Source organism: Mesorhizobium sp. INR15, from assembly GCF_015500075.1.
Classification (GTDB): Bacteria; Pseudomonadota; Alphaproteobacteria; order Rhizobiales; family Rhizobiaceae; genus Mesorhizobium.
The window spans coordinates 379,856-398,256 of record NZ_CP045496.1; the positions used below are offsets into that span (position 1 = coordinate 379,856).

The window sequence follows — 18,401 nt, forward strand, 5'->3', positions numbered from 1 at the left end:
ATGAAAGCGGTGCGTCTGGAGGCGGTGGGCAGCATCGCCTTGCGCGAGGTCGACAGGCCGATCATCGGGCCGGACGACCTTCTGCTACGCATTGAGGCGTGCGGCGTCTGCGGCACGGACCGGCACCTGTTCCATGGCGAGTTTCCCTGCACGCCGCCGGTGACACCCGGGCATGAATTCTCCGGCATCGTCGAGGCGATGGGAGCATCGGTCTCGGGCTTTGCCATCGGCGACCGCGTCACCGGCGACCCCAACATAGCCTGCGGGCGGTGCGCGCATTGCCACGCCGGCCGGGTCAACCTGTGCAGCAATCTGCGTGCCATCGGCATCCATCGCGATGGCGGCTTCGCCGAATACTTGGCCTTGCCTTGGAAACAGGCCTTCCTCCTGCCCACCGATCTGAAGCCGACGCATGGTGCCTTTTGCGAACCATTGGGCTGCTGCCTGCATGGCATCGACCTGGCCCAGATCCGGCCCGGCTCAACGGTGGCTGTGCTTGGCGGCGGCGTGATCGGCCTGCTCACCGTGCAACTGGCAAGGCTGGCGGGGGCGACGACCATCATCCTGTCGACGCGCCAGGCTTCGCGGCGCGCGCTTGCCGAAGAGCTGGGCGCGACAGCAACGATCGACCCCGGCACCGCCAATTTCATCGACGCCGTGACAGGCCCGTCGGGACTGGCGCCTGGCGGCGTCGACGTGGTGCTCGAATGCGCCGGTGTCAGGGAGACCGTCGAGCAATCGATGCGGCTGGCCAGGGCCGGCGGCACTGTTGTTATCATCGGCGTGACGCCGCAAGGCCTGAAAGCCGAGTTCGAACCCTTCGACCTGCTGTTTCGGGAGCTGAAAGTCCTGGGCTCCTTCCTCAATCCCTTCACCCATCGCCGGGCCGCCGAACTCATCGCTTCGGGCGCGATCGAGATTGACCGGCTGATCTCCAGGCAAGTGACGCTCGAAGACGCGGCGGCGGTAATCGCCAATCCGCCCGCCCCGGGCGAGGTCAAGGTGCTGGTGGTGCCCAGCCCGCGCTGAGCCGCCTTTGGCCTCTCGAGGCCGGGCGGCTTGCCCGCGCTTGGCCGATCGGCTATTCGATCCCTGCCGAAAAAGACATGACCGGTTCGGTAGTCCGGTTTCTTCCGTTTTCAGACGGGGGCCTGTTCACCGCATTATTTGCGGGAGAACCCGCGGCCGGCAAGCGAGGCGAAAGCCCACGGGCCGGTTGGGCCATGTCCGGATTTCCAGACGTCTCGGTCCCGCCGACTCACGGTCCACGTCCAAGCCTGTCCGCACCTCAACCCGTGACAGGACATAAATCATGAAATTGAACCACGCCAACCTGGTGACACCAGAGGTCGCTGGCCTCAGCGGCTTCTTCGTCAATCATTTCGGCTTTGAGCTTCTCGCCATGCGCGGCAAGGATGCCTTCGCCGTTATGTCTGGAACCGACGGCTTCATCCTCAACCTGATGAAACCCGGCAAGAATGAAACCGCCACCTATCCGGACGGCTTTCACATCGGCTTCTTTGTCGGCAGCCCAGCCATCGTCCATGAGAAACATGCCGAGCTTGCCAGTGCGAGTCTTGCGCCGGGTGATGTCCAGGAACTGACACGCGGCGGCGCCAAATCCACGACCTTCTATTGCCATGCGCCGGGCGGGATTCTTGTCGAGGTCAGCGCATCGCAGGACTGACAAAAAAGGACCCCGGGCGAGCGGCCCGGGGTCCTTGAATTTCCGGCAGTCCAGGCAGCCTACAGTTTGCCCTGGCGCTGCTGGACCATCAATGAAGGTGTCGTAGTTGTACTCGGCCACCTGCGTCCACAGGTAGTGCTCCTTGCGGAAGCCCTTGATCGATTCCCAGATTTTCTTGAACGGGGCGTTGGTGGCTTCCATCTCGGCGTAGACTTCATTGGCCTTTTCGAAACAGGCGGCCATGATGTCCTGGCTGAATGGACGCAGCTTCGCACCGCCAGCCACCAGCCGCTTCACCGCCGGCGGATTCACGTAGTCGTATTTCTGCAGCATGTCGGCGTCGGCGGCCTGGGCGGCGGTGCGCAGCAACGCCTTGTAGGCCGGGGTCAGCTCTTCGTATTTCGCCTTGTTGAACATCAGATGGACGGTCGGGCCACCCTCCCACCAGCCGGGATAGTAGTAGTAGGGCGCGACCTTGTAGAAGCCGAGCTTCTCATCGTCATAGGGGCCGACCCATTCGGCCGCGTCGATCGTGCCCTTTTCGAGCGCCGGATAGATATCGCCACCGGCGATCTGCTGCGGCACGACGCCAAGCTTCTGCACCACCTTGCCGGCAAAGCCGCCGATGCGCATCTTGAGGCCGGAGAGGTCGGCCACGGTGTTGATCTCTTTGCGGAACCAGCCACCCATCTGCACGCCAGTGTTGCCGCCCGGCAGGCCGAAAAGACCTTGCGTGGCGAGAAACTCGTTGAACAGGTCGATACCGCCGCCGTGGTAATGCCAGGCATTCATGCCGCGCGCGTTGAGCGAAAACGGAACCGCCGCGCCCAGCGCCCATGTCGGATCCTTGCCCCAGTAATAATATGCCACCGTGTGACAGGCTTCGACGGTGCCGGCGGTGGTGGCGTCGGCGGCCTGCAGGCCGGGAACGAGTTCGCCGGCGGCAAAGACCTGGATCTGGAAATTGCCGTCTGTAGCGTCCGACAGCATCTTGGAGAAGACCTCGGCGCCGCCGTAGATCGTATCGAGCGACTTCGGAAAGGATGACGCCAGGCGCCAGGTAACCTTGGGGTTGGACTGGGCAATGGCCGGTGCGGCAAGCGTTGCGGCAGCCGCCGCGGCGCCCACGCCGGTAACACCCGCCTTGCGAATGAATGAACGACGATCCATGAAGTTCCTCCCTTTTGGACCAACAGACCGACGTTCGGGAAATCCTCGTTGCCCGCATCGGTTCGGCGAAACAATACACGGGCAAGAAGTCGAGTCCAGCACAGTGGCCGGATTTGATGGCACGGGCGCGCAACCCTGCAACTATAGTCTAACGGGCCGCTTCGTGGCCCATTCGACAAGGCTAAACTTGTCATGGAAAAGTGACGCCAGATCGCCTATTTTACAGGCAGAACGATCCTGCCACATGGAAACCGGACCCAAAATGCATCAGCCGCTCGTCGCCATATCGACCGACGTCCGTCAGTTCGACAATTACACCTGGCATGCCGCCCCGCAGCAGTATCTGGAAGCAGCGTTGGCTGGCGCCGGTGTGTTCCCGGTTCTGGTGCCGTCGTTCGGCGACCGGCTCGACTTCGATGAACTCTTGTCGTCGGTCGACGGCGTCATGGTGACCGGCTCGAAATCCAACGTGCATCCCTCGCTCTATGGCGGCGACGACAGCGAGGCTAATGGCCCCTACGACCCGGCCCGCGACGCGACCACGCTGCCCCTGATCCGCAGGGCGGTGGAGCGCGGCGTGCCGCTGCTGGCCATCTGCCGCGGCATCCAGGAGATGAACGTGGCGCTCGGCGGCACGCTGGCCACCGAAATCCAGGAACGCGAGGGTTCGCTCGACCATCGCGCACCGACAAGCGACATTCAGGACGAACGTTTCGGCATCCGCCAGAAGGTGACGATCACGCCCGGAAGCTGTCTGGCAGGCGTGTTCGGCGAAGGTGACATCATGGTCAACTCCGTGCATCGCCAGGCGGTGGACCGGCTTGGGCCGAAGCTGCAACTCGAGGCTGTCGCCTCGGACGGCACGGTCGAAGCCGTCTCGGTGAAGGATTCACGCGCCTTCGCCGTCGGCGTCCAGTGGCATCCGGAATACTGGGTCAAGTCGGACAGCGTTTCGGCCAAGATATTCCGGGCTTTCGGTGACGCGGTGCGCCTGCACGCGGCGGCGAAATCCGGCGCACGCGCCGCAGCGGAATAGTCCAACCGAAATATCGCCTTCAGGAATCAGTTGCTGGCCGCCGCCAGCGACAGCAGCGGCGATGCCGGTGCGTAGGATTCGTAGCCATCGCCATCGGCGACGCTGAAGGTGACGATGGGGTCGATACCGTTGGCACTGAACGCTACCGTGCCGTCATCGCGCTCGCGCCAGAATTTTGCCCGCTCGATGCCCGGCATCAGCCCACGGCAGTTCGCGTCAACGGTCAACAAGGACACACCAGCCGAAACAGCGGCACCGCGCGTGACCGCACAGGCTCCCTCGTCGCCATTGGCAACCAGCCTGAAACTGCTGGACGGCGTTGCCTCATCGGCAGCGCTTTCACCACTGCCGACGTGAAACAGCTGAAAGCCGCCAAACAGGACAGCGGCGGCAACCAAAACGGAAAGCGTCTTCATACTGTTTCACCCACACGCGCACGAATGGGATGAAGAATGATTCCAAAGGGTTAAGCTGGCGTTAATCAGTGTGGCGAAGTGCTCAGCTTCGCGCCACGACCTTCACTGTCTCGGGCACCGGCGTCAGTGGCCGGCGCTCGGTGAACCAGGACACCAGATTGTCGACGCAGAGGTCGGCCATGGCGCGGCGGGTATGGTCCGAAGCCGAGCCGACATGCGGCAGCAGCGACGTGTGCGGCGCATCGAGCAAGGCCTTGGGCACGTTCGGTTCGTCGGCGAAGACATCGAGCCCGGCTGCGGCGATGGTGCCGTTGGCGAGCGCTGCCCCCAGCGCCGCCTCGTCCACCGTGCTGCCGCGACCGATGTTGACGAAGACGCCGTTGGCGCCAAGCGCCGCCAGAATTTCAGCGTTGACCGCCTTTTCGGTTGAGGCGCCGCCGGGCGCCACGGAGATCAGTGTGTCGACCGCTTCGGCGAGGCCCTTCAACGTCGGGTGGTAAGCGTAGGCCAGGCCTTCGACCTGGCGCCGGTTGTGATAGGCGACCGTCAGGCCGAACGCTTCCAGCCGCCTGGCAATCGCTTGCCCGATGCGGCCCATGCCGAAAATGCCGACATGGCGGCCGCGCAAAGTCAGCCGGCTCAGTGGATAGTTGCCCTTGTTCACCCAGCTGCCATCGCGCAGCCATTTCTCGGCGGCGTACATTTCGCGCACCGTGTTGATCAGAAGGCCGATCGCGGTGTCGGCGACCTCCTCGGTCAGCACATCGGGTGTGTTGGTGACCATGATGTTGTTTGCGGCCGCATGGACGGCATCGACCGAATCGTAGCCGACGCCGAAAGAGGCGATGAGTTCGAGATTGGGCAATGCATCCATCATTGCCGCGCTGATGCCGGCGAAGGAAGCAATGGCGCGCACATTGCCGCGCATCTCGTCGGTGACCAGCGCCGGATCGGCCCGCTCGATCCTGACGAGGTTGAAGGTGCGGTCGATGCGCTCAACCGCATGGTCGTTGAAATGCCCCGGCACCAGAGTGGCGACGGCCTGCAAATGTTCGGCCTTGGTCATGCACGCTCCACCGGTTTGCCGGTCGACTGGCGCACATGCAGTTCCGGCTTGATGAGTTCCTGCGACGGCCGCACCGTCTGCCCGTTGAGCTTGTCCAGCAGGGCGCTGGCGGCGCGGCGGCCTACCTCGCGCTGGCCGTTCCAGACGGTGGTCAAGGCCGGCGTCGCGATCGCCGCCTCCTCGAGATCGTCGTAGCCGGTGACGGAAATGTCGATGCCCGGCACCAGGCCGGCGCGCGCAATGCCGTTCATCAGGCCGATGGCGACGAGATCGTTCCAGCAGCAGGCAGCCGTCGGCTTGTCCTTCAATGCCAGGAACTGGCCGGCGGCCTCAAAGCCACCCTGCTTGGTGCGCGGGCCGGCAATGCGCCAGGACGGCCTGACTTCCAGCCCGGCCGCCTCCATGGCGTTGACATAGCCCTGATACCGGTCGCGGCCGGTCGAGGTCTGGTCGGTGCCGCCGATCATGGCGATGCGCTTGTGGCCAAGCGAAATCAGGTGGTTGGTGGCAAGCCCGGTGCCATAGGCATCGTCGCCACGAAAAACCGGCACGTCGGCGCCCTCGACGGTACGTGCGATCAGCACCGCCGGCAGGCCGTTTTCCTCGGCCATGAGGATGTCCTCGGGCGGCGTGCCGATGGCCGGCGACATGATGACGCCGTCGGCGCCGAGCTGCAGAAGCGTGTCGATGAAGGTCCGCTGTTTTTCCAGCTGATCGTAGTGATTGGACAGGATGAAGGTCTGCCGGCTGCGGTCGAGTTCGCTTTCGATCGAGCGCAGGATCTCGGCGAAGAACGGGTTCATGATGTCGTGCACGACGACGCCGACAATCCCCGAGCGCGAGGTGCGCAGGCTGGCGGCACGGCGGTTGTAGATATAACCGATGGCGCGCGCATGTTCCTTGATGCGGTCGCGCGTGGCGCCGGCGACAAGCGGACTGTCGCGCAGCGCCAGGGACACCGTGGCCGTGGACACGCCGAGCGCGTCCGCGATCGTCGAAAGCTTGATCTTCTGTGCCAGTGACCTGCGCTCCCCAGCGTATTTAAACTGTTTAAAGGCGGCCTTATGCCATCGATCGCGGGCAAATCAAAGTTTTTTTGCCAGCGCTTCGGTCTCGACATCGAGGACGGCGCGGTTGCGCAGCCGAAGCCGGTGCTCGCGGTGAACGATGTAGAGCCCGCTGGCGACAATGATGGCGGCGCCAACCAGCGTCCAGCGGTCGGGAAACTGATGGAAGACGATCAGGCCCGAAAGGATCATCCACACCATCTGCGAATAGGGATAGGGCGCCAGCGCGGTGGTCGTGGCCATGCGATAGGCCTGCACCAGCAGCCAGTGGCCAACGCCGCCGAAGACACCGAGCATGAGCAGGACGAACCAGTGCCAGCCATCATGCGGCAAGGAGAACGAAAACGGCAGCAAGGGCAGAAGCAGCACCGCCGGCGCCAGGGCCGAGAAGAGGATGAGGCTCTCCGATGTCTCGGTCGCCGACATGCGGCGCGTCATGATGACGTAGAACGTGTTCGACAGCATCGAGCCGAGCGCGAAGAGATGGCCAATGCCGAAAACACCGACGCCTGGCCGGGTGATGATGAGGACGCCGACAAAGCCGGACAGGATCGCCAGCCAGCGCCGCCAGCCCGCCCACTCGCCAAGCAGCGGACCGGCCAGCGCCGTGATCACCATCGGCCCGAAGAAGTAGATCGACGTGGTCTCGGCCAATTGCAACGTTCGCAGCGCCTGGATGTTGAACATGGTCGAGCCAAACAGGAACAGGCCACGCAGCACATGCGCCGGCAGGTTGACCGGACGAAACCGCGCCGGATCACGCCAGCCGCGGAGCAGCGTGCCGACCAGCACGACATGCACGGCAAAGCGCACCCAGGCGACAACCAGAACCGAGATGCCGGCAAGGACGAGGTATTTGCTGCTGGTGTCGAGAAAGGTGAAGAAGACGTAGACGGAAAGCATGCAGAGGATCGCCGCCGGAGGCGTCGCGCTTTCGTCTTGTTTTTGAGGAGCGTTCAATTTCAGGCCGGGCGGGAAGCAAGGTGAGGCCCACCTTTGCTGCAATTGCCGGCTTGCGGCAAGCCAAAAGGCGCTGGCACAACAAGAGACAGCGCCAGGATCAGGCTCGAGGACAATCAGGGATGCATGCGCGCGCCCTTGGTGATCTTGTCGACGAGCTTCTTGTCGGCGCGCAAGGCAATGCCGACGACCTTGGCGTCCTCGGGCGCGAATTCGGCGAAGACGGCCCGGTTTGCTACATCATGGCCGGTCGAGAACATCTCTTCGACATAAAGCGAGGTTTCGATGCCACGCTCCAGCGCGCGCCGGTGAATGCTGCCGAGCACCGACTGGTCGGCGGAAAGCACGATGACCGGCTGGACCGAAAGCGGATTGTAGAGATTGCCGGCGCGGTCGCGGTAGGGTTCGCCGATAATGTCTGGAAACTGGGCGATGATGCCGCTGGTCAGGAACGCGGTGACGTTGAGTTTCTGCCAGACCGGCAGATCATCCTTGAGGACGATTGCAAATTTCGTATCGAACATGAGACATTGACCATTCGGGGTTGCGCCCCATTCGAGGATGAAGAAGACGATGTCGCACGGTTTAGACAGCCAGGCCTTTGAGGGTCTTGGACGTTTGTGCGTGGATGCGGCGGAAAACTGCATCATCTCCGCCGCCGATCCCGCCGGAATGGAGCGCATCGAGGCGCGGTTCCACGGCAGTGCCTTTGACCTGCACCGCCATGACACCTACGCAATCGGCGTGACGCTGCATGGCGTGCAGACTTTCCGCTATCGCGGCAAGACGCATCACAGCCAGCCCGGCCAGGTCATCGTGCTGCACCCCGACGAATTGCATGATGGCGGCGCCGGCACCGAGGACGGCCTGCGCTACAGGATGCTGTACCTGGAGCCATCGCTGATGCTCGACTGCCTTGGCGGCACGTCACTGCCATTTGTGCGCGACGCGGTGGTGAGCGACCGGGATTTTTGCGCAACGCTGCTTTCGGCGCTCGGACCTCTCGACCGGCAACTGGACGAGCTGTTCGTCGCCGATTTCCTCGCGCAACTGATGCAAAACCTGACGCGGCATGCCGGTCAGCCGGCGAAACAAATGCCAAGGACAGCATGGCGGGCCGCCAGCCTGGCACGCGATTACCTGGCGGAGAATTTTGCCCGCACCGTGCGTTCCGAAGAGCTGGAGGCGGTCACCGGGCTGGACCGCTATGCATTGTCACGGCATTTCCGCGCCGCCTTCTCAACCAGCCCGCATCGCTTCCTGGTGATGCGCCGGCTGCAGAGCGCGCGCCGCATGATCGCCGCCAGCGAGCCGCTGGCGCAGATCGCGATCGCGGCCGGGTTCAGCGATCAAAGCCATTTCAACAGGCAGTTCAAGAAGGCGTTCGGCGTTACACCGGGCCGCTGGTCAGGCCTGATCCATGGACAGGCCGCGAGAGCGGCCTGACGCCATCGGATGATCAATCGTCGGTTTCAGCGTCGTCATCGACCAGCGCCAGTTCCTCGTTCAAAAGGTTGGCCTCGATGCGGGCGAGCAGCTTGAAAAGCGATTTCTGGTCTTTCTTGTCCAAGCCCTTCAGGGCCTGCTTTTCGGTCTTCTTCACCGATTTCTCGATGGCGCGGATGGTTTCGCGGCCGGTATCGGTGAGGAAGATATGCGCCTGGCGGGCATCGGCTTCGGAAGCGCGCTTGTCCAGAAAGCCCTGCGCCTGCAAGCGATTGATGGTCTTGGTAATGGTTGGTGGTCGCACGCCGAGCCGTCCGGCGAGATTGCCGGGCGTCTGGCCGTCTTCACGGTCAAGCGCCAGCATGATCTGGTCCTGACCGGCATAGAAGCCGTGCGCCAGCAGCCGCGCCGCCAGCGCGGTTCTTGCAAGCCTTGCTGCCGAATGCAGCCGGCTCATTGTTGCAGTCTTGTCCGCCTTGGCCATGGTCATCCCTCTTCGGCCGTACCGGGTGCGTGCAGCATAGACGCAGCCGGACGGTTGGCAATCGACGATCGAAAAGAATCCGGCATCTAAACAGCTTTGCCGGCAAGCATTGCGGTGTCCGCCGTGGCTAATGCCAGATGTTTATTTCAGTTAGATGACAAACGACTTTTTCACCATGACGTTTGCAGTGGATTTGCAAAAGGGCACCGATTCCCGTCGATCGGCTGCCTGCCCTTGGGCACAATCGCAGCTCTTTCATACCGGGGCATGCCGGCTGCTTTCGATTTGACTGAATAACAGTGCCCGCCGACGCCGTTTCCCAAAAATGGTTTGCGCTCAAAGCCGGTGGTTTAGTGGTTTGGTTCGTGCAAAAGAGGCGCGCACATCCTATATGCAGCCTTCAATCCTTTTCGAGGCCAGATATGAGCGACGCACCGACGCAGATCCCCGTAACCGTTCTCACCGGCTATCTCGGCGCCGGCAAGACAACGCTGCTCAACCGCATCCTGTCGGAGAACCACGGCAAACGCTACGCCGTCATCGTCAACGAGTTCGGCGAGATCGGCATCGACAATGAACTGATCGTGGAATCCGATGAGGAAATCTACGAGATGAACAATGGCTGCGTCTGTTGCACGGTGCGTGGCGACCTTATCCGCGTTGTCGAAGGCCTGATGCGCCGTCCCGGCCGCTTTGACGCCATCGTGGTCGAAACCACCGGGCTCGCCGATCCGGTGCCGGTGGCGCAGACCTTCTTCATGGACGACGACGTGCGCTCCAAGACCAAGCTCGACGCCGTGGTGGCCCTGGTCGATGCCAAGCACTTGCCGCTGCGGCTCAAGGACTCCAAGGAAGCCGAGGACCAGATCGCCTTTGCCGATGTCGTCGTGCTCAACAAGACCGACCTCGTCACCCCGGAAGAGCTCGCCAAGGTCGAAGCGACCATCCGTGCCATCAACCCGTCTGCGAAGATCCACCGCACGACGCGGGCCGGCGTGGCTCTGTCGGAAGTGCTCGATCGCGGCGCCTTCGATCTTTCCCGCGCGCTGGAGAACGATCCGCATTTCCTTGAAGCGCATGACGATCACCATCATCATGATCACGACCACCATGATCACGACGGACACGATCACCACCATCATGACCATGATGGGCACGACCACCATCATCACCACGATCACGCCCATCCGTCCGACATTCATGACGTGACGGTGCAGTCGGTGTCGCTGCGCGGCGGCGAGATGGACCCGAAGAAATTCTTCCCCTGGATCGAGAAGATCACCCAGATGGAAGGTCCCAACATCCTGCGGCTGAAGGGCATCATTGCCCTGAAGGGCGATGACGAGCGCTATGTCATCCAGGGCGTGCACATGATCATCGAAGGCGACCACCAGCGTGCCTGGAAGGATGGCGAGAAGCATGAGAGCCGGCTGGTGTTCATCGGCCGTGAACTCGACGCCGACCGCCTGAAGAAGAGCTTTGACGCCTGCCAGGCGGCTTGATTTCCGGGCTTTATAGCGCTAGCGCTGCCCCTTCTTTCCTTCTCCCCTTGTGGGAGAAGGTGGCCGAGCGAAGCTCGGTCGGATGAGGGGCGTTCCTGCTTGGAGCCGGCGGCACTCCGTCCGACATCCCTCATCCGTCTTGGCGCTGCGCGCCAATCCACCTTCTCCCACAAGGGGAGAAGGCAGGGCCGCACCCAATCTCGAATGGAAGCAATCTCGCATGCCGACCGTCGCCCCGCTTGATCTTGAAGGCCACTGCATCGTCGCCGTCTTTCTCGGCGACGTGCCGCATTTCGCGCTGGCTGACGGCGCCATTCACCGGCTCGATCATGGCCACAAGACCGTACAGGCCAATGACGGACTGCTCGCCGCTTTCCATGATGCGGCCAACGACCGGCTGATCACCGGCGGCGAGGACGGCAAGGTGTTTGCGGTCAAGGCAGGCGGCGAGGCCACGGATCTGGCAAGCGCCGGCAAAAAATGGATCACCAGCGTCGCCGCTGGACCGCAAGGCGCTATCGCCTATGCCACCGGCAAGACCGCTTTCGTGCGCTTCGCCGACGGCAAGACCAAGGAATTCGCCCATCCGCGCTCGGTTGAAGGACTGGCTTTTTCGCCCAAGGGCATGCGCTTCGGCGTTGCCCGCTACAATGGCGCGACGCTGCATTTCCCGGCCGCCGAGGGCAAGCCGGTCGAGCTCGAATGGGCGGGAGCTCACACCGGCATTACCTTCTCGCCGGACGGCGCCTTCCTTGTCACCTCCATGCAGGAAAACGCGCTGCATGGCTGGAAACTGGCCGATGGCAAGCACATGCGCATGACCGGCTATCCCGGCAAGGTCAAAAGCCTGTCCTGGAGCGCGAAGGGCAAGTGGCTGGCAAGCTCCGGCGCGCCGGCGGCGATCGTCTGGCCGTTTTCGGGCAAGGACGGCCCGATGGGCAAGGCACCGCTGGAACTTGGCACGCGCGGCAACGCCATGGTGACCGCGGTCGCCTGCCATCCGAGCCAGGATGTCGTCGCCGTCGGCTATGACGACGGCATGGTCATGGCCGTGCGCTTCACTGATGCCAAGGAGGTGCTGTTGCGGCGGCCTGGCAAAGGCGCGATCACCTCGATGATGTGGGACAAGGAAGAACGCCGCGTCGCTTTCGGCAGCGCCGCCGGCGATTGCGGCGTCATCGACATCACCGCGTAATCCAAGAGCAGACGGTTACTCGGCACCGCAGGAGATCTTGCCGGTGAGTTCCATTGGCTTGCCGTCACTGTCGACATCCTTCGTGCTGTCATAGATGGCAAGCTTGTACTCTCCATCATAGACACCTTCGTCGCTGGCCTTGGTCAGGATCGTCAGTTCGACGGAACTGAATGTCTTGGCCACCTCGTGCTCATGATAGATGTTCAGCCGCAACTCCTTGTTGTCGAGCCAGTACTGGGTCAGGTTGGAATCCTCGAACACGGTCTTTCGCAGATCGTCACCTTCAGGCCTTGCCTTGATTTCGAGATCGCCGCGAAAATTGAAAGTCGGCCCGCCCATGCCTGTGGTGACGCCGGCGCCGACGTCGAATTTCACCTGGGCATCATCGACATCGCACCAGATGCCGCCGGAGGCAGAAGCTGCTTCCGCTGGCAACAACAGCGCCGCCAAACAAATGATCATCCGCATCTTTCTTCACCCCTCCTCGCCCCATACAGATGCATTGGCGCCGACTTCGCCGACAGGGTCAAGCGCCTCGGCAGTCGGCTGAGCCAATGCAGGGAAGCCTGGCGGCCAATTGCGATCGCGGATGCGGATTGGCTAAGAGTGACGCACGAGAGGGGCATCCATGCACAGCAGCGACAATTCGAAGACGTCCATCGGCGGCATCAGCCGTGACCGCATCGCGCATCTGCGCGAGACCGAGGGCGAAGCCTTCCGCAGGGCTCGGCCGAAATCGCAGGCAAAAGTCGGCAACGGCTTGCCCGGCTTCTTTGGCGGCGTGCCGATGCACTGGATGAACGACTGGCCGACGCCGTTTCCGATCCTGGTCGACAGCGCCAAGGGCGCCACGATCACCGATGTCGACGGCAACAGGCTCGACGACTTCTGCCTCGGCGACACCGGCTCGATGTTCGGCCATTCGCCGCCACCGGTGGCGCGTGCCATCCGCCGCCAGGCCGGGCGCGGCCTGACCTATATGCTGCCAAGCGAGGACGCACTGGTCATCGGCACGCTGCTGCAGGAGCGCTTTAGCCTGCCTTTCTGGCAGATCGCGACAACGGCGACCGATGCCAACCGCTTCGCGTTGCGCGTCGCGCGCGCTGTGACCGGCCGGGAAAAGATTCTGGTCTTCAACGGCTGCTATCACGGCTCGGTCGACGAGACGATGGTGCGGCTCATCGATGGCATCCCGGTGAACCGGCCGGGCCTTGCCGGCGAATTCCGCGACCTGACCCGCACGACGAAGGTCATAGAGTTCAACGACATCGCCGCTCTGGAAGCGGCATTGAAGGACAAGGATGTCGCCTGCGTCATCGCCGAGCCGGTGCTGACCAACTCGTGCATGGTGCTGGCCGACGCAGGTTATCACGACGCGCTGCGCAAGCTGACGCGCGCGGCCGGGACGCTGCTTCTGATCGACGAAACGCACACGATCTCGACCGGCCCGGGGGGCTACACAAGGAAATACGGCCTGGAGCCGGACCTGTTCGTGCTCGGCAAGCCGATCGCCGGCGGCATCCCGGCAAGCATCTGGGGCATGAGCGAAGACCTCGCCTCGCGCTACGCCGCCTACAACAGAACCAAGGAACCAGGCTATTCCGGCATGGGCACGACGCTGTCGGCCAACCCGCTGCAGTTCGCGGCAATGCGCGCCACGCTCGAAGAGGTGATGACGCAGGAAAACTACGACCGGATGGACCACCTGGCACGGCGGCTTGACGCCGGGCTAACCGCCGTCATCGACCGCTATTCGCTGCCCTGGCATGTTTCCCGAGTCGGCGCCCGTGTCGAGTTCATCTGCGCGCCCGGCCCGCTGCACAATGGCGCCGAGGCCGAGACGGCGCATGCGCCCGAACTGGAGGCGGCCATCCATGTCGCGCTGGTCAATCGTGGCGTTTTGATCGCACCCTTCCACAACATGATGCTGATCTCGCCGGCAACCACCGGGACCCAGGTGAACCGGCTGATCACCGCCTTCGGCGCGGTTGCGGCAAAGCTTACGGCATGAGACAAGCCCCCAAGCAGGATCCGAGTATAATCATGACCTCACCTTCGGGCTCGACGCCCACCGAGGCGAAAGCCTTTCTTGACGCCCATCCCGAGATCGAAGCCTTCGATATCGTGCTGACCGATGCCAATGGCGTCGGCCGCGGCAAGATTGTGCGCCGTCACGAATTGATGAGCATTTTCGAGGGCGGCCGGCACATGCCGATCTCGATCCTCGGCCTCGACATCACCGGCGAGGATGTGCACGAGACCGGCCTGATCTGGACCACCGGCGATGGTGACCTCCGGGCATGGCCGATATCAGGCACGCTGGTGCCGCTCTACGGGACAAATCCGCCGCGCGGCCAGGTGTTGATGGCGATGTATCAGCTTGATGGCCAACCGATGGCCTCCGACCCACGGCTGGCGCTGGCTCGCCAGGTGGACATCCTGGCGGCCAAGGGCCTCTATCCGGCGGGCGCCTTTGAGCTCGAATTCTTCCTGCTCGCCAATGACCGCGATGCCGACGGCAAGGTACAGCCGGCGCGCGCCGTGCTGGACGGCCGCGTTTCAGGCAAGACCGAGGTCTACTCGGTCGACCATCTGCATGGCATGGAGCCGCTGTTTTCCGACATCTATGCCGCCGCCAAGGCGCAAGGCATTCCGGCCGAGACCGTCATTTCCGAATATGCGCCCGGCCAGTACGAGCTGACGCTGAACTACCGCAAGGATGTTATGCGGGCGGCCGATGACCTCGTCATGCTGAAACGGCTGGTGCGGGCGCAGGCGCGGCGGCACGGCGTCGCCGCCTGTTTCATGGCCAAGCCGATCGAGAAATATGCCGGGTCGGGCATGCATTTCCACGTCTCCCTGCAAGACAAGGCCGGCAGGAACGTGTTTGCCGAAGCCGGCGGCGAAAGCTGGTCTCTGCCGTTGCTGCAGGGGCTCGGCGGCCTGATCCAGACGATGGCGGAATCGATGCTGGTGTTCGCGCCACACGCCAATTCCTGGCGGCGCTTCGTCTCGCAATCCTACGCGCCGGTGGCGCCAACCTGGGGTGTCAACAATCGCTCCGTGGCGCTGCGCGTACCGGCGGGCGATGCGAAGAACCGGCGCATCGAGCACCGGCCGTCGGGCGTCGATGCCAACCCCTACCTGATTGCCGCGACCGTGCTGGCCGGCATCATCAAGGGTCTCGACGAAGGTCTCGATCCTGGCCCGGAAACAACGGGCAATGGCTATGAATCGGCGGTCACGCGCACAACCATGCCGGGCGACTGGCGCGCGGCCATCGAGGCGGCCAGGGCATCGACCTTCCTGAAAGGGGCGCTGGGCGAAGACCTGCACCGGACCTTCGTGGCGATCAAGCAGTCCGAATATCTTCGGGTCGCGCGCACCGTCAGCGAACTGGACTATCACCTCTATCTGCACGAGGTCTGATCCCCGGACGAGAAAGCGGCGGACAGCCGACTTTTCTGTCCGCCCTATCAAAAGTAATAGCGTGTTCACGATAGAGAACGTATCATGAACACATGTCCGCACTTCCAGTCCGCGAAAAGCTGGCGATTCTCTCCGATGCTGCCAAATACGATGCCTCCTGCGCCTCGTCGGGTTCGGCCAAGCGCGATTCGCTGAAATCCGGCGGTATTGGCTCCACCGAAGGCATGGGTATCTGTCATTCCTATGCGCCGGATGGGCGCTGCATCTCGCTCCTGAAAATCCTGCTGACCAATTTCTGCATCTACGACTGCAGCTACTGCATCAACCGCTCGTCCTCGAATGTGCGCCGCGCCCGCTTCACCGTCGACGAGGTGGTGAAGCTGACGATGGATTTCTACCGGCGCAATTACATCGAGGGCCTGTTCCTGTCTTCCGGCGTCATCCGCTCACCGGACGAAACCATGGGCGAAATGGTGGAAGTGGCCCGACGGCTGCGGCTGGATGAAAAGTTCGGCGGCTACATTCACCTGAAAACCATTCCGGAAAGCTCGGCGGAACTGGTCGAGAAGGCCGGGCTTTACGCCGACCGGCTGTCGATCAATGTCGAGTTGCCGACCGATGAAGGCGTGAAGAGGCTGGCGCCGGAAAAGAAGCCGGAGACGATCCGGCTTTCGATGGCCAGCCTGCGGCGGAAGATCGAGGAAAAAGCCGAACCGACGCTGCGGACGAAGAAGCGCGAACGCTTTGCTCCGGGCGGACAGTCGACGCAGATGATCATCGGCGCCGACAAGACCTCCGATGATGGCATCCTGCACACCAGCGCGCGGCTTTATGGCAGCTATCATCTGCGGCGCGTCTACTACTCCGCCTTCAGTCCGATCCCTGATGCATCGTCATCATTGCCGCTGCAGAAGCCGCCGCTGATGCGCGAACACCGGCTTTACCAGGCCGACTGGCTGATGCGCTTCTACGGGTTTTCGCAGCCGGAGATCCTGGCCGGCAGCAGCGACGGCATGCTCGATCTCGCCATCGACCCCAAACTGGCCTGGGCGCTGCGCAACCGGGGGCGGTTTCCGGTCGACATCAATCGTGCCGACCGTGAAACCTTGCTGCGCGTGCCTGGCCTCGGCACCAAGGTGATCGCGAAAATCCTGGAGACCCGTCGACACCGGCGGCTGCGGCTCGAGGATGTCGGCCGGTTGTGCCACTCGATCACCAAGCTGCGGCCGTTCATCATCGCCGAAGGCTGGTCACCGGGCGCACTGACGGACAAGGCAGGACTGCGCGACAAGATCGTACGCTCCTGCGAACAGCTGTCGCTGTTCTGATCATGCAGCCGGCTCAACTCAACCTCACCAGGCACAGTGTCCGGCTGGCAAGCGAGACAGATTTCGCCGGCTGGCGCGATGCGGCGCGACGGCTGGCGCTCAACGAGATCAGACCGGAGGATATCGGCTGGCAGGTGGAGCCCGGCTCCGATGGTACCGATTTGCCGAACGTGCCCGGAGGCGCCCAACTCGTCGTGCCGCGTGACTTCATCGCGCATGCAGAGACCGTGTTCTGCCACTCCGACCCCGGCCGGTTCGCTTTCCTCTACCGATTGCTCTGGCGGCTGCGCACTGAGCCAAATTTGCTGGCAATAGCGTCGGATGTCGACACGAAGCGGCTCGAAACCATGGAAAAAGCCGTGCGGCGCGATAGCCACAAGATGCATGCGTTCGTGCGCTTCCGGAAGATCGGCGACGGCGCCGGCGAGCGCTATGTCGCCTGGTTCGAGCCCGACCATTTCATTGTCGAGCGCAACGCCGATTTCTTCGTCAGACGCTTTACCGGGATGCGCTGGACGATCCTGACGCCGCATGCCTCCGCCGACTGGGATGGCGAGAGGCTGGCGATCGGGCCGGGTGCCGCCAAGGGCGATGCGCCGGCGCAAGACGATACCGAGACGTTGTGGCGCACCTATTTCGAGAACATCTTCAATCCGGCGCGGTTGAAGGTGAAGGCGATGCAGAAGGAAATGCCGAAAAAATATTGGCGGAACCTTCCCGAGGCTTCGCTCATTCCAGAGTTGATCGCAGGAGCGGACAAGGCCGCTATCGACATGATCGCCAAAATGCCGACGACGCCAGCGCCGCACCATGCCAAGGTGCAGGCCAGGCATTGGCCTAAGGTACCCGAGGCGGCCGAGCCTGAAGAATTCGGGACGATTGCCGGGTTGCGCGAAGCGGCGAAAGGCTGCCGCCGCTGCCCGCTTTGGCGCGATGCGACGCAAACCGTTTTTGGCGAGGGCCCTGACGACGCCAGGGTGGTGTTCGTCGGCGAACAACCGGGAGATCAGGAAGACCTCGCCGGCAAACCTTTCGTCGGCCCGGCGGGCAAGGTTTTCGATTCCATACTCGCGGATGCGCAGGTGGATCGCCAGAAAGTTTACGTCACCAACGCGGTCAAACATTTCAAGTTCGAGCCACGCGGCAAGCGGCGTATCCATTCCAGGCCGAATGCCGGCGAGGTTCAGGCCTGCCGCTGGTGGGTCGACAAAGAGTTGGAGATGATCAAGCCCGATCTGGTAGTTGCGCTGGGTGCAACCGCCGCCTTGTCACTGCTCGGCAAGGCTATCCCCGTGACGAAGATGCGCGGCCAGGTGATCGAACGCGAGGATGGCTTGCGGGTTTTCATCACCATCCACCCGTCTTTCATCCTGCGCATTCAGGACCTTGCCGAAAAAGAGACCGAGCGCGAACGGTTCCTTCACGACATGAAGCAGGTCAAGCGGCTGATGGCAGCCTGATGATTGGTCGAGACCCTTCGCTTCGTCATCCACGGGCGAAGCAAGGAGCGAAGCGACGCGGCGCAGACCCGAGGATCCATGCCGCGACTTCGGAGTATCACCACGGTGCGGAATTCTGCTTCGCGACGCTCCACGGAGAAGGTCACGGAATGGAT

Annotated in this window: 17 protein-coding genes and 1 pseudogene; 10 read left to right on the forward strand and 8 right to left on the reverse strand. The window is 62.8% G+C overall.

Annotated features, from left to right (window positions below):
• Together GA829_RS01730 and GA829_RS01735 are read left to right on the forward strand one after the other, a co-directional pair.
• Window positions 1-1,029, forward strand: coding sequence for a zinc-dependent alcohol dehydrogenase family protein (locus GA829_RS01730; RefSeq protein ID WP_195176874.1), 1,029 nt, complete (start codon window positions 1-3; stop codon window positions 1,027-1,029).
• Between the two features lie 283 nt (window positions 1,030-1,312).
• The gene (locus GA829_RS01735) at window positions 1,313-1,687 is read left to right on the forward strand and encodes a VOC family protein (RefSeq protein WP_195176875.1); all 375 of its coding nucleotides are present in this window, start codon (window positions 1,313-1,315) and stop codon (window positions 1,685-1,687) included.
• Window positions 1,688-1,746: 59 nt separating this feature from the next.
• On the opposite strand, the pseudogene GA829_RS01740 reads toward GA829_RS01735, so the two are convergent.
• Window positions 1,747-2,857 (reverse strand): annotated as a pseudogene (locus GA829_RS01740) (TRAP transporter substrate-binding protein).
• A 262-nt stretch (window positions 2,858-3,119) separates the two neighbouring features.
• Between GA829_RS01740 and GA829_RS01745 the strand changes: the two are divergent.
• Entirely contained in the window at window positions 3,120-3,893 is a 774-nt protein-coding gene (locus GA829_RS01745) for a gamma-glutamyl-gamma-aminobutyrate hydrolase family protein (RefSeq protein WP_195176876.1), read from the forward strand.
• Between the two features lie 26 nt (window positions 3,894-3,919).
• Here GA829_RS01745 and GA829_RS01750 read toward each other — a convergent pair whose 3' ends face one another.
• From GA829_RS01750 to GA829_RS01770, 5 genes are all read right to left on the reverse strand, one after another.
• Window positions 3,920-4,309, reverse strand: a complete 390-nt coding sequence (locus GA829_RS01750) for a hypothetical protein (RefSeq protein ID WP_195176877.1) — start codon at window positions 4,307-4,309, stop codon at window positions 3,920-3,922.
• Window positions 4,310-4,391: 82 nt separating this feature from the next.
• Window positions 4,392-5,375: a 2-hydroxyacid dehydrogenase gene (locus tag GA829_RS01755; protein ID WP_195176878.1), complete on the reverse strand. Its 984-nt coding sequence runs from the start codon at window positions 5,373-5,375 to the stop codon at window positions 4,392-4,394.
• On the reverse strand, window positions 5,372-6,394 hold the full coding sequence (locus tag GA829_RS01760) for a LacI family DNA-binding transcriptional regulator (protein ID WP_195179482.1): 1,023 nt from the start codon (window positions 6,392-6,394) through the stop codon (window positions 5,372-5,374). Before GA829_RS01760 ends, GA829_RS01755 begins: the two co-directional genes overlap by 4 nt.
• Window positions 6,395-6,460: 66 nt before the next feature.
• The gene (locus GA829_RS01765) at window positions 6,461-7,345 is read right to left on the reverse strand and encodes a DMT family transporter (protein ID WP_195176879.1); all 885 of its coding nucleotides are present in this window, start codon (window positions 7,343-7,345) and stop codon (window positions 6,461-6,463) included.
• Between the two features lie 173 nt (window positions 7,346-7,518).
• Complete coding sequence (locus GA829_RS01770) at window positions 7,519-7,926, reverse strand: DUF2000 family protein (protein ID WP_195176880.1); 408 nt, start codon at window positions 7,924-7,926, stop codon at window positions 7,519-7,521.
• Between the two features lie 49 nt (window positions 7,927-7,975).
• Here GA829_RS01770 and GA829_RS01775 point away from each other — a divergent pair, with 49 nt between their 5' ends.
• Complete coding sequence (locus GA829_RS01775) at window positions 7,976-8,848, forward strand: AraC family transcriptional regulator (protein WP_195176881.1); 873 nt, start codon at window positions 7,976-7,978, stop codon at window positions 8,846-8,848.
• Between the two features lie 13 nt (window positions 8,849-8,861).
• On the opposite strand, the gene GA829_RS01780 is transcribed toward GA829_RS01775, so the two are convergent.
• On the reverse strand, window positions 8,862-9,332 hold the full coding sequence (locus GA829_RS01780) for a MarR family winged helix-turn-helix transcriptional regulator (protein ID WP_195176882.1): 471 nt from the start codon (window positions 9,330-9,332) through the stop codon (window positions 8,862-8,864).
• Between the two features lie 422 nt (window positions 9,333-9,754).
• Here GA829_RS01780 and GA829_RS01785 point away from each other — a divergent pair, with 422 nt between their 5' ends.
• Both GA829_RS01785 and GA829_RS01790 read left to right on the forward strand, forming a co-directional pair.
• Window positions 9,755-10,834: a CobW family GTP-binding protein gene (locus tag GA829_RS01785; protein ID WP_195176883.1), complete on the forward strand. Its 1,080-nt coding sequence runs from the start codon at window positions 9,755-9,757 to the stop codon at window positions 10,832-10,834.
• Window positions 10,835-11,054: 220 nt separating this feature from the next.
• On the forward strand, window positions 11,055-12,029 hold the full coding sequence (locus GA829_RS01790) for a WD40 repeat domain-containing protein (RefSeq protein WP_195176884.1): 975 nt from the start codon (window positions 11,055-11,057) through the stop codon (window positions 12,027-12,029).
• Window positions 12,030-12,044: 15 nt separating this feature from the next.
• Here GA829_RS01790 and GA829_RS01795 read toward each other — a convergent pair whose 3' ends face one another.
• Window positions 12,045-12,497 (reverse strand): hypothetical protein, encoded by a 453-nt coding sequence (locus GA829_RS01795; RefSeq protein WP_195176885.1) that lies wholly within the window; start codon window positions 12,495-12,497, stop codon window positions 12,045-12,047.
• 160 nt (window positions 12,498-12,657) lie between these two features.
• Between GA829_RS01795 and GA829_RS01800 the strand changes: the two genes are divergently transcribed.
• The 4 genes from GA829_RS01800 (at window position 12,658) to GA829_RS01815 (ending at window position 18,246) form a co-directional block, all read left to right on the forward strand.
• On the forward strand, window positions 12,658-14,040 hold the full coding sequence (locus tag GA829_RS01800) for an aspartate aminotransferase family protein (RefSeq protein WP_195176886.1): 1,383 nt from the start codon (window positions 12,658-12,660) through the stop codon (window positions 14,038-14,040).
• Window positions 14,041-14,072: 32 nt separating this feature from the next.
• Window positions 14,073-15,458, forward strand: coding sequence for a glutamine synthetase family protein (locus GA829_RS01805; RefSeq protein ID WP_195176887.1), 1,386 nt, complete (start codon window positions 14,073-14,075; stop codon window positions 15,456-15,458).
• A 92-nt stretch (window positions 15,459-15,550) separates the two neighbouring features.
• Window positions 15,551-16,786 carry a putative DNA modification/repair radical SAM protein gene (locus tag GA829_RS01810; protein ID WP_195176888.1) on the forward strand — a complete coding sequence of 412 codons (1,236 nt, stop codon included), beginning with the start codon at window positions 15,551-15,553 and terminating at the stop codon, window positions 16,784-16,786.
• 2 nt (window positions 16,787-16,788) lie between these two features.
• On the forward strand, window positions 16,789-18,246 hold the full coding sequence (locus GA829_RS01815) for a UdgX family uracil-DNA binding protein (protein ID WP_195176889.1): 1,458 nt from the start codon (window positions 16,789-16,791) through the stop codon (window positions 18,244-18,246).
• The last annotated feature ends 155 nt before the right edge of the window (window positions 18,247-18,401 follow it).

What these genes read in the sequence shown, in the direction of transcription:
- GA829_RS01770 (WP_195176880.1), bottom strand. Translation starts at nt 7,926, where the DNA reads ATGTTCGATACGAAATTTGCAATCGTCCTCAAGGATGATCTGCCGGTC.
- GA829_RS01780 (WP_195176882.1), bottom strand. Translation starts at nt 9,332, where the DNA reads ATGGCCAAGGCGGACAAGACTGCAACAATGAGCCGGCTGCATTCGGCA.
- GA829_RS01805 (WP_195176887.1), top strand. Translation starts at nt 14,073, where the DNA reads ATGACCTCACCTTCGGGCTCGACGCCCACCGAGGCGAAAGCCTTTCTT.
- GA829_RS01790 (WP_195176884.1), top strand. Translation starts at nt 11,055, where the DNA reads ATGCCGACCGTCGCCCCGCTTGATCTTGAAGGCCACTGCATCGTCGCC.
- GA829_RS01815 (WP_195176889.1), top strand. Translation starts at nt 16,789, where the DNA reads ATGCAGCCGGCTCAACTCAACCTCACCAGGCACAGTGTCCGGCTGGCA.
- GA829_RS01765 (WP_195176879.1), bottom strand. Translation starts at nt 7,345, where the DNA reads ATGCTTTCCGTCTACGTCTTCTTCACCTTTCTCGACACCAGCAGCAAA.
- GA829_RS01745 (WP_195176876.1), top strand. Translation starts at nt 3,120, where the DNA reads ATGCATCAGCCGCTCGTCGCCATATCGACCGACGTCCGTCAGTTCGAC.
- GA829_RS01795 (WP_195176885.1), bottom strand. Translation starts at nt 12,497, where the DNA reads ATGCGGATGATCATTTGTTTGGCGGCGCTGTTGTTGCCAGCGGAAGCA.
- GA829_RS01755 (WP_195176878.1), bottom strand. Translation starts at nt 5,375, where the DNA reads ATGACCAAGGCCGAACATTTGCAGGCCGTCGCCACTCTGGTGCCGGGG.
- GA829_RS01750 (WP_195176877.1), bottom strand. Translation starts at nt 4,309, where the DNA reads ATGAAGACGCTTTCCGTTTTGGTTGCCGCCGCTGTCCTGTTTGGCGGC.
- GA829_RS01730 (WP_195176874.1), top strand. Translation starts at nt 1, where the DNA reads ATGAAAGCGGTGCGTCTGGAGGCGGTGGGCAGCATCGCCTTGCGCGAG.
- GA829_RS01785 (WP_195176883.1), top strand. Translation starts at nt 9,755, where the DNA reads ATGAGCGACGCACCGACGCAGATCCCCGTAACCGTTCTCACCGGCTAT.
- GA829_RS01735 (WP_195176875.1), top strand. Translation starts at nt 1,313, where the DNA reads ATGAAATTGAACCACGCCAACCTGGTGACACCAGAGGTCGCTGGCCTC.
- GA829_RS01810 (WP_195176888.1), top strand. Translation starts at nt 15,551, where the DNA reads ATGTCCGCACTTCCAGTCCGCGAAAAGCTGGCGATTCTCTCCGATGCT.
- GA829_RS01775 (WP_195176881.1), top strand. Translation starts at nt 7,976, where the DNA reads ATGTCGCACGGTTTAGACAGCCAGGCCTTTGAGGGTCTTGGACGTTTG.
- GA829_RS01800 (WP_195176886.1), top strand. Translation starts at nt 12,658, where the DNA reads ATGCACAGCAGCGACAATTCGAAGACGTCCATCGGCGGCATCAGCCGT.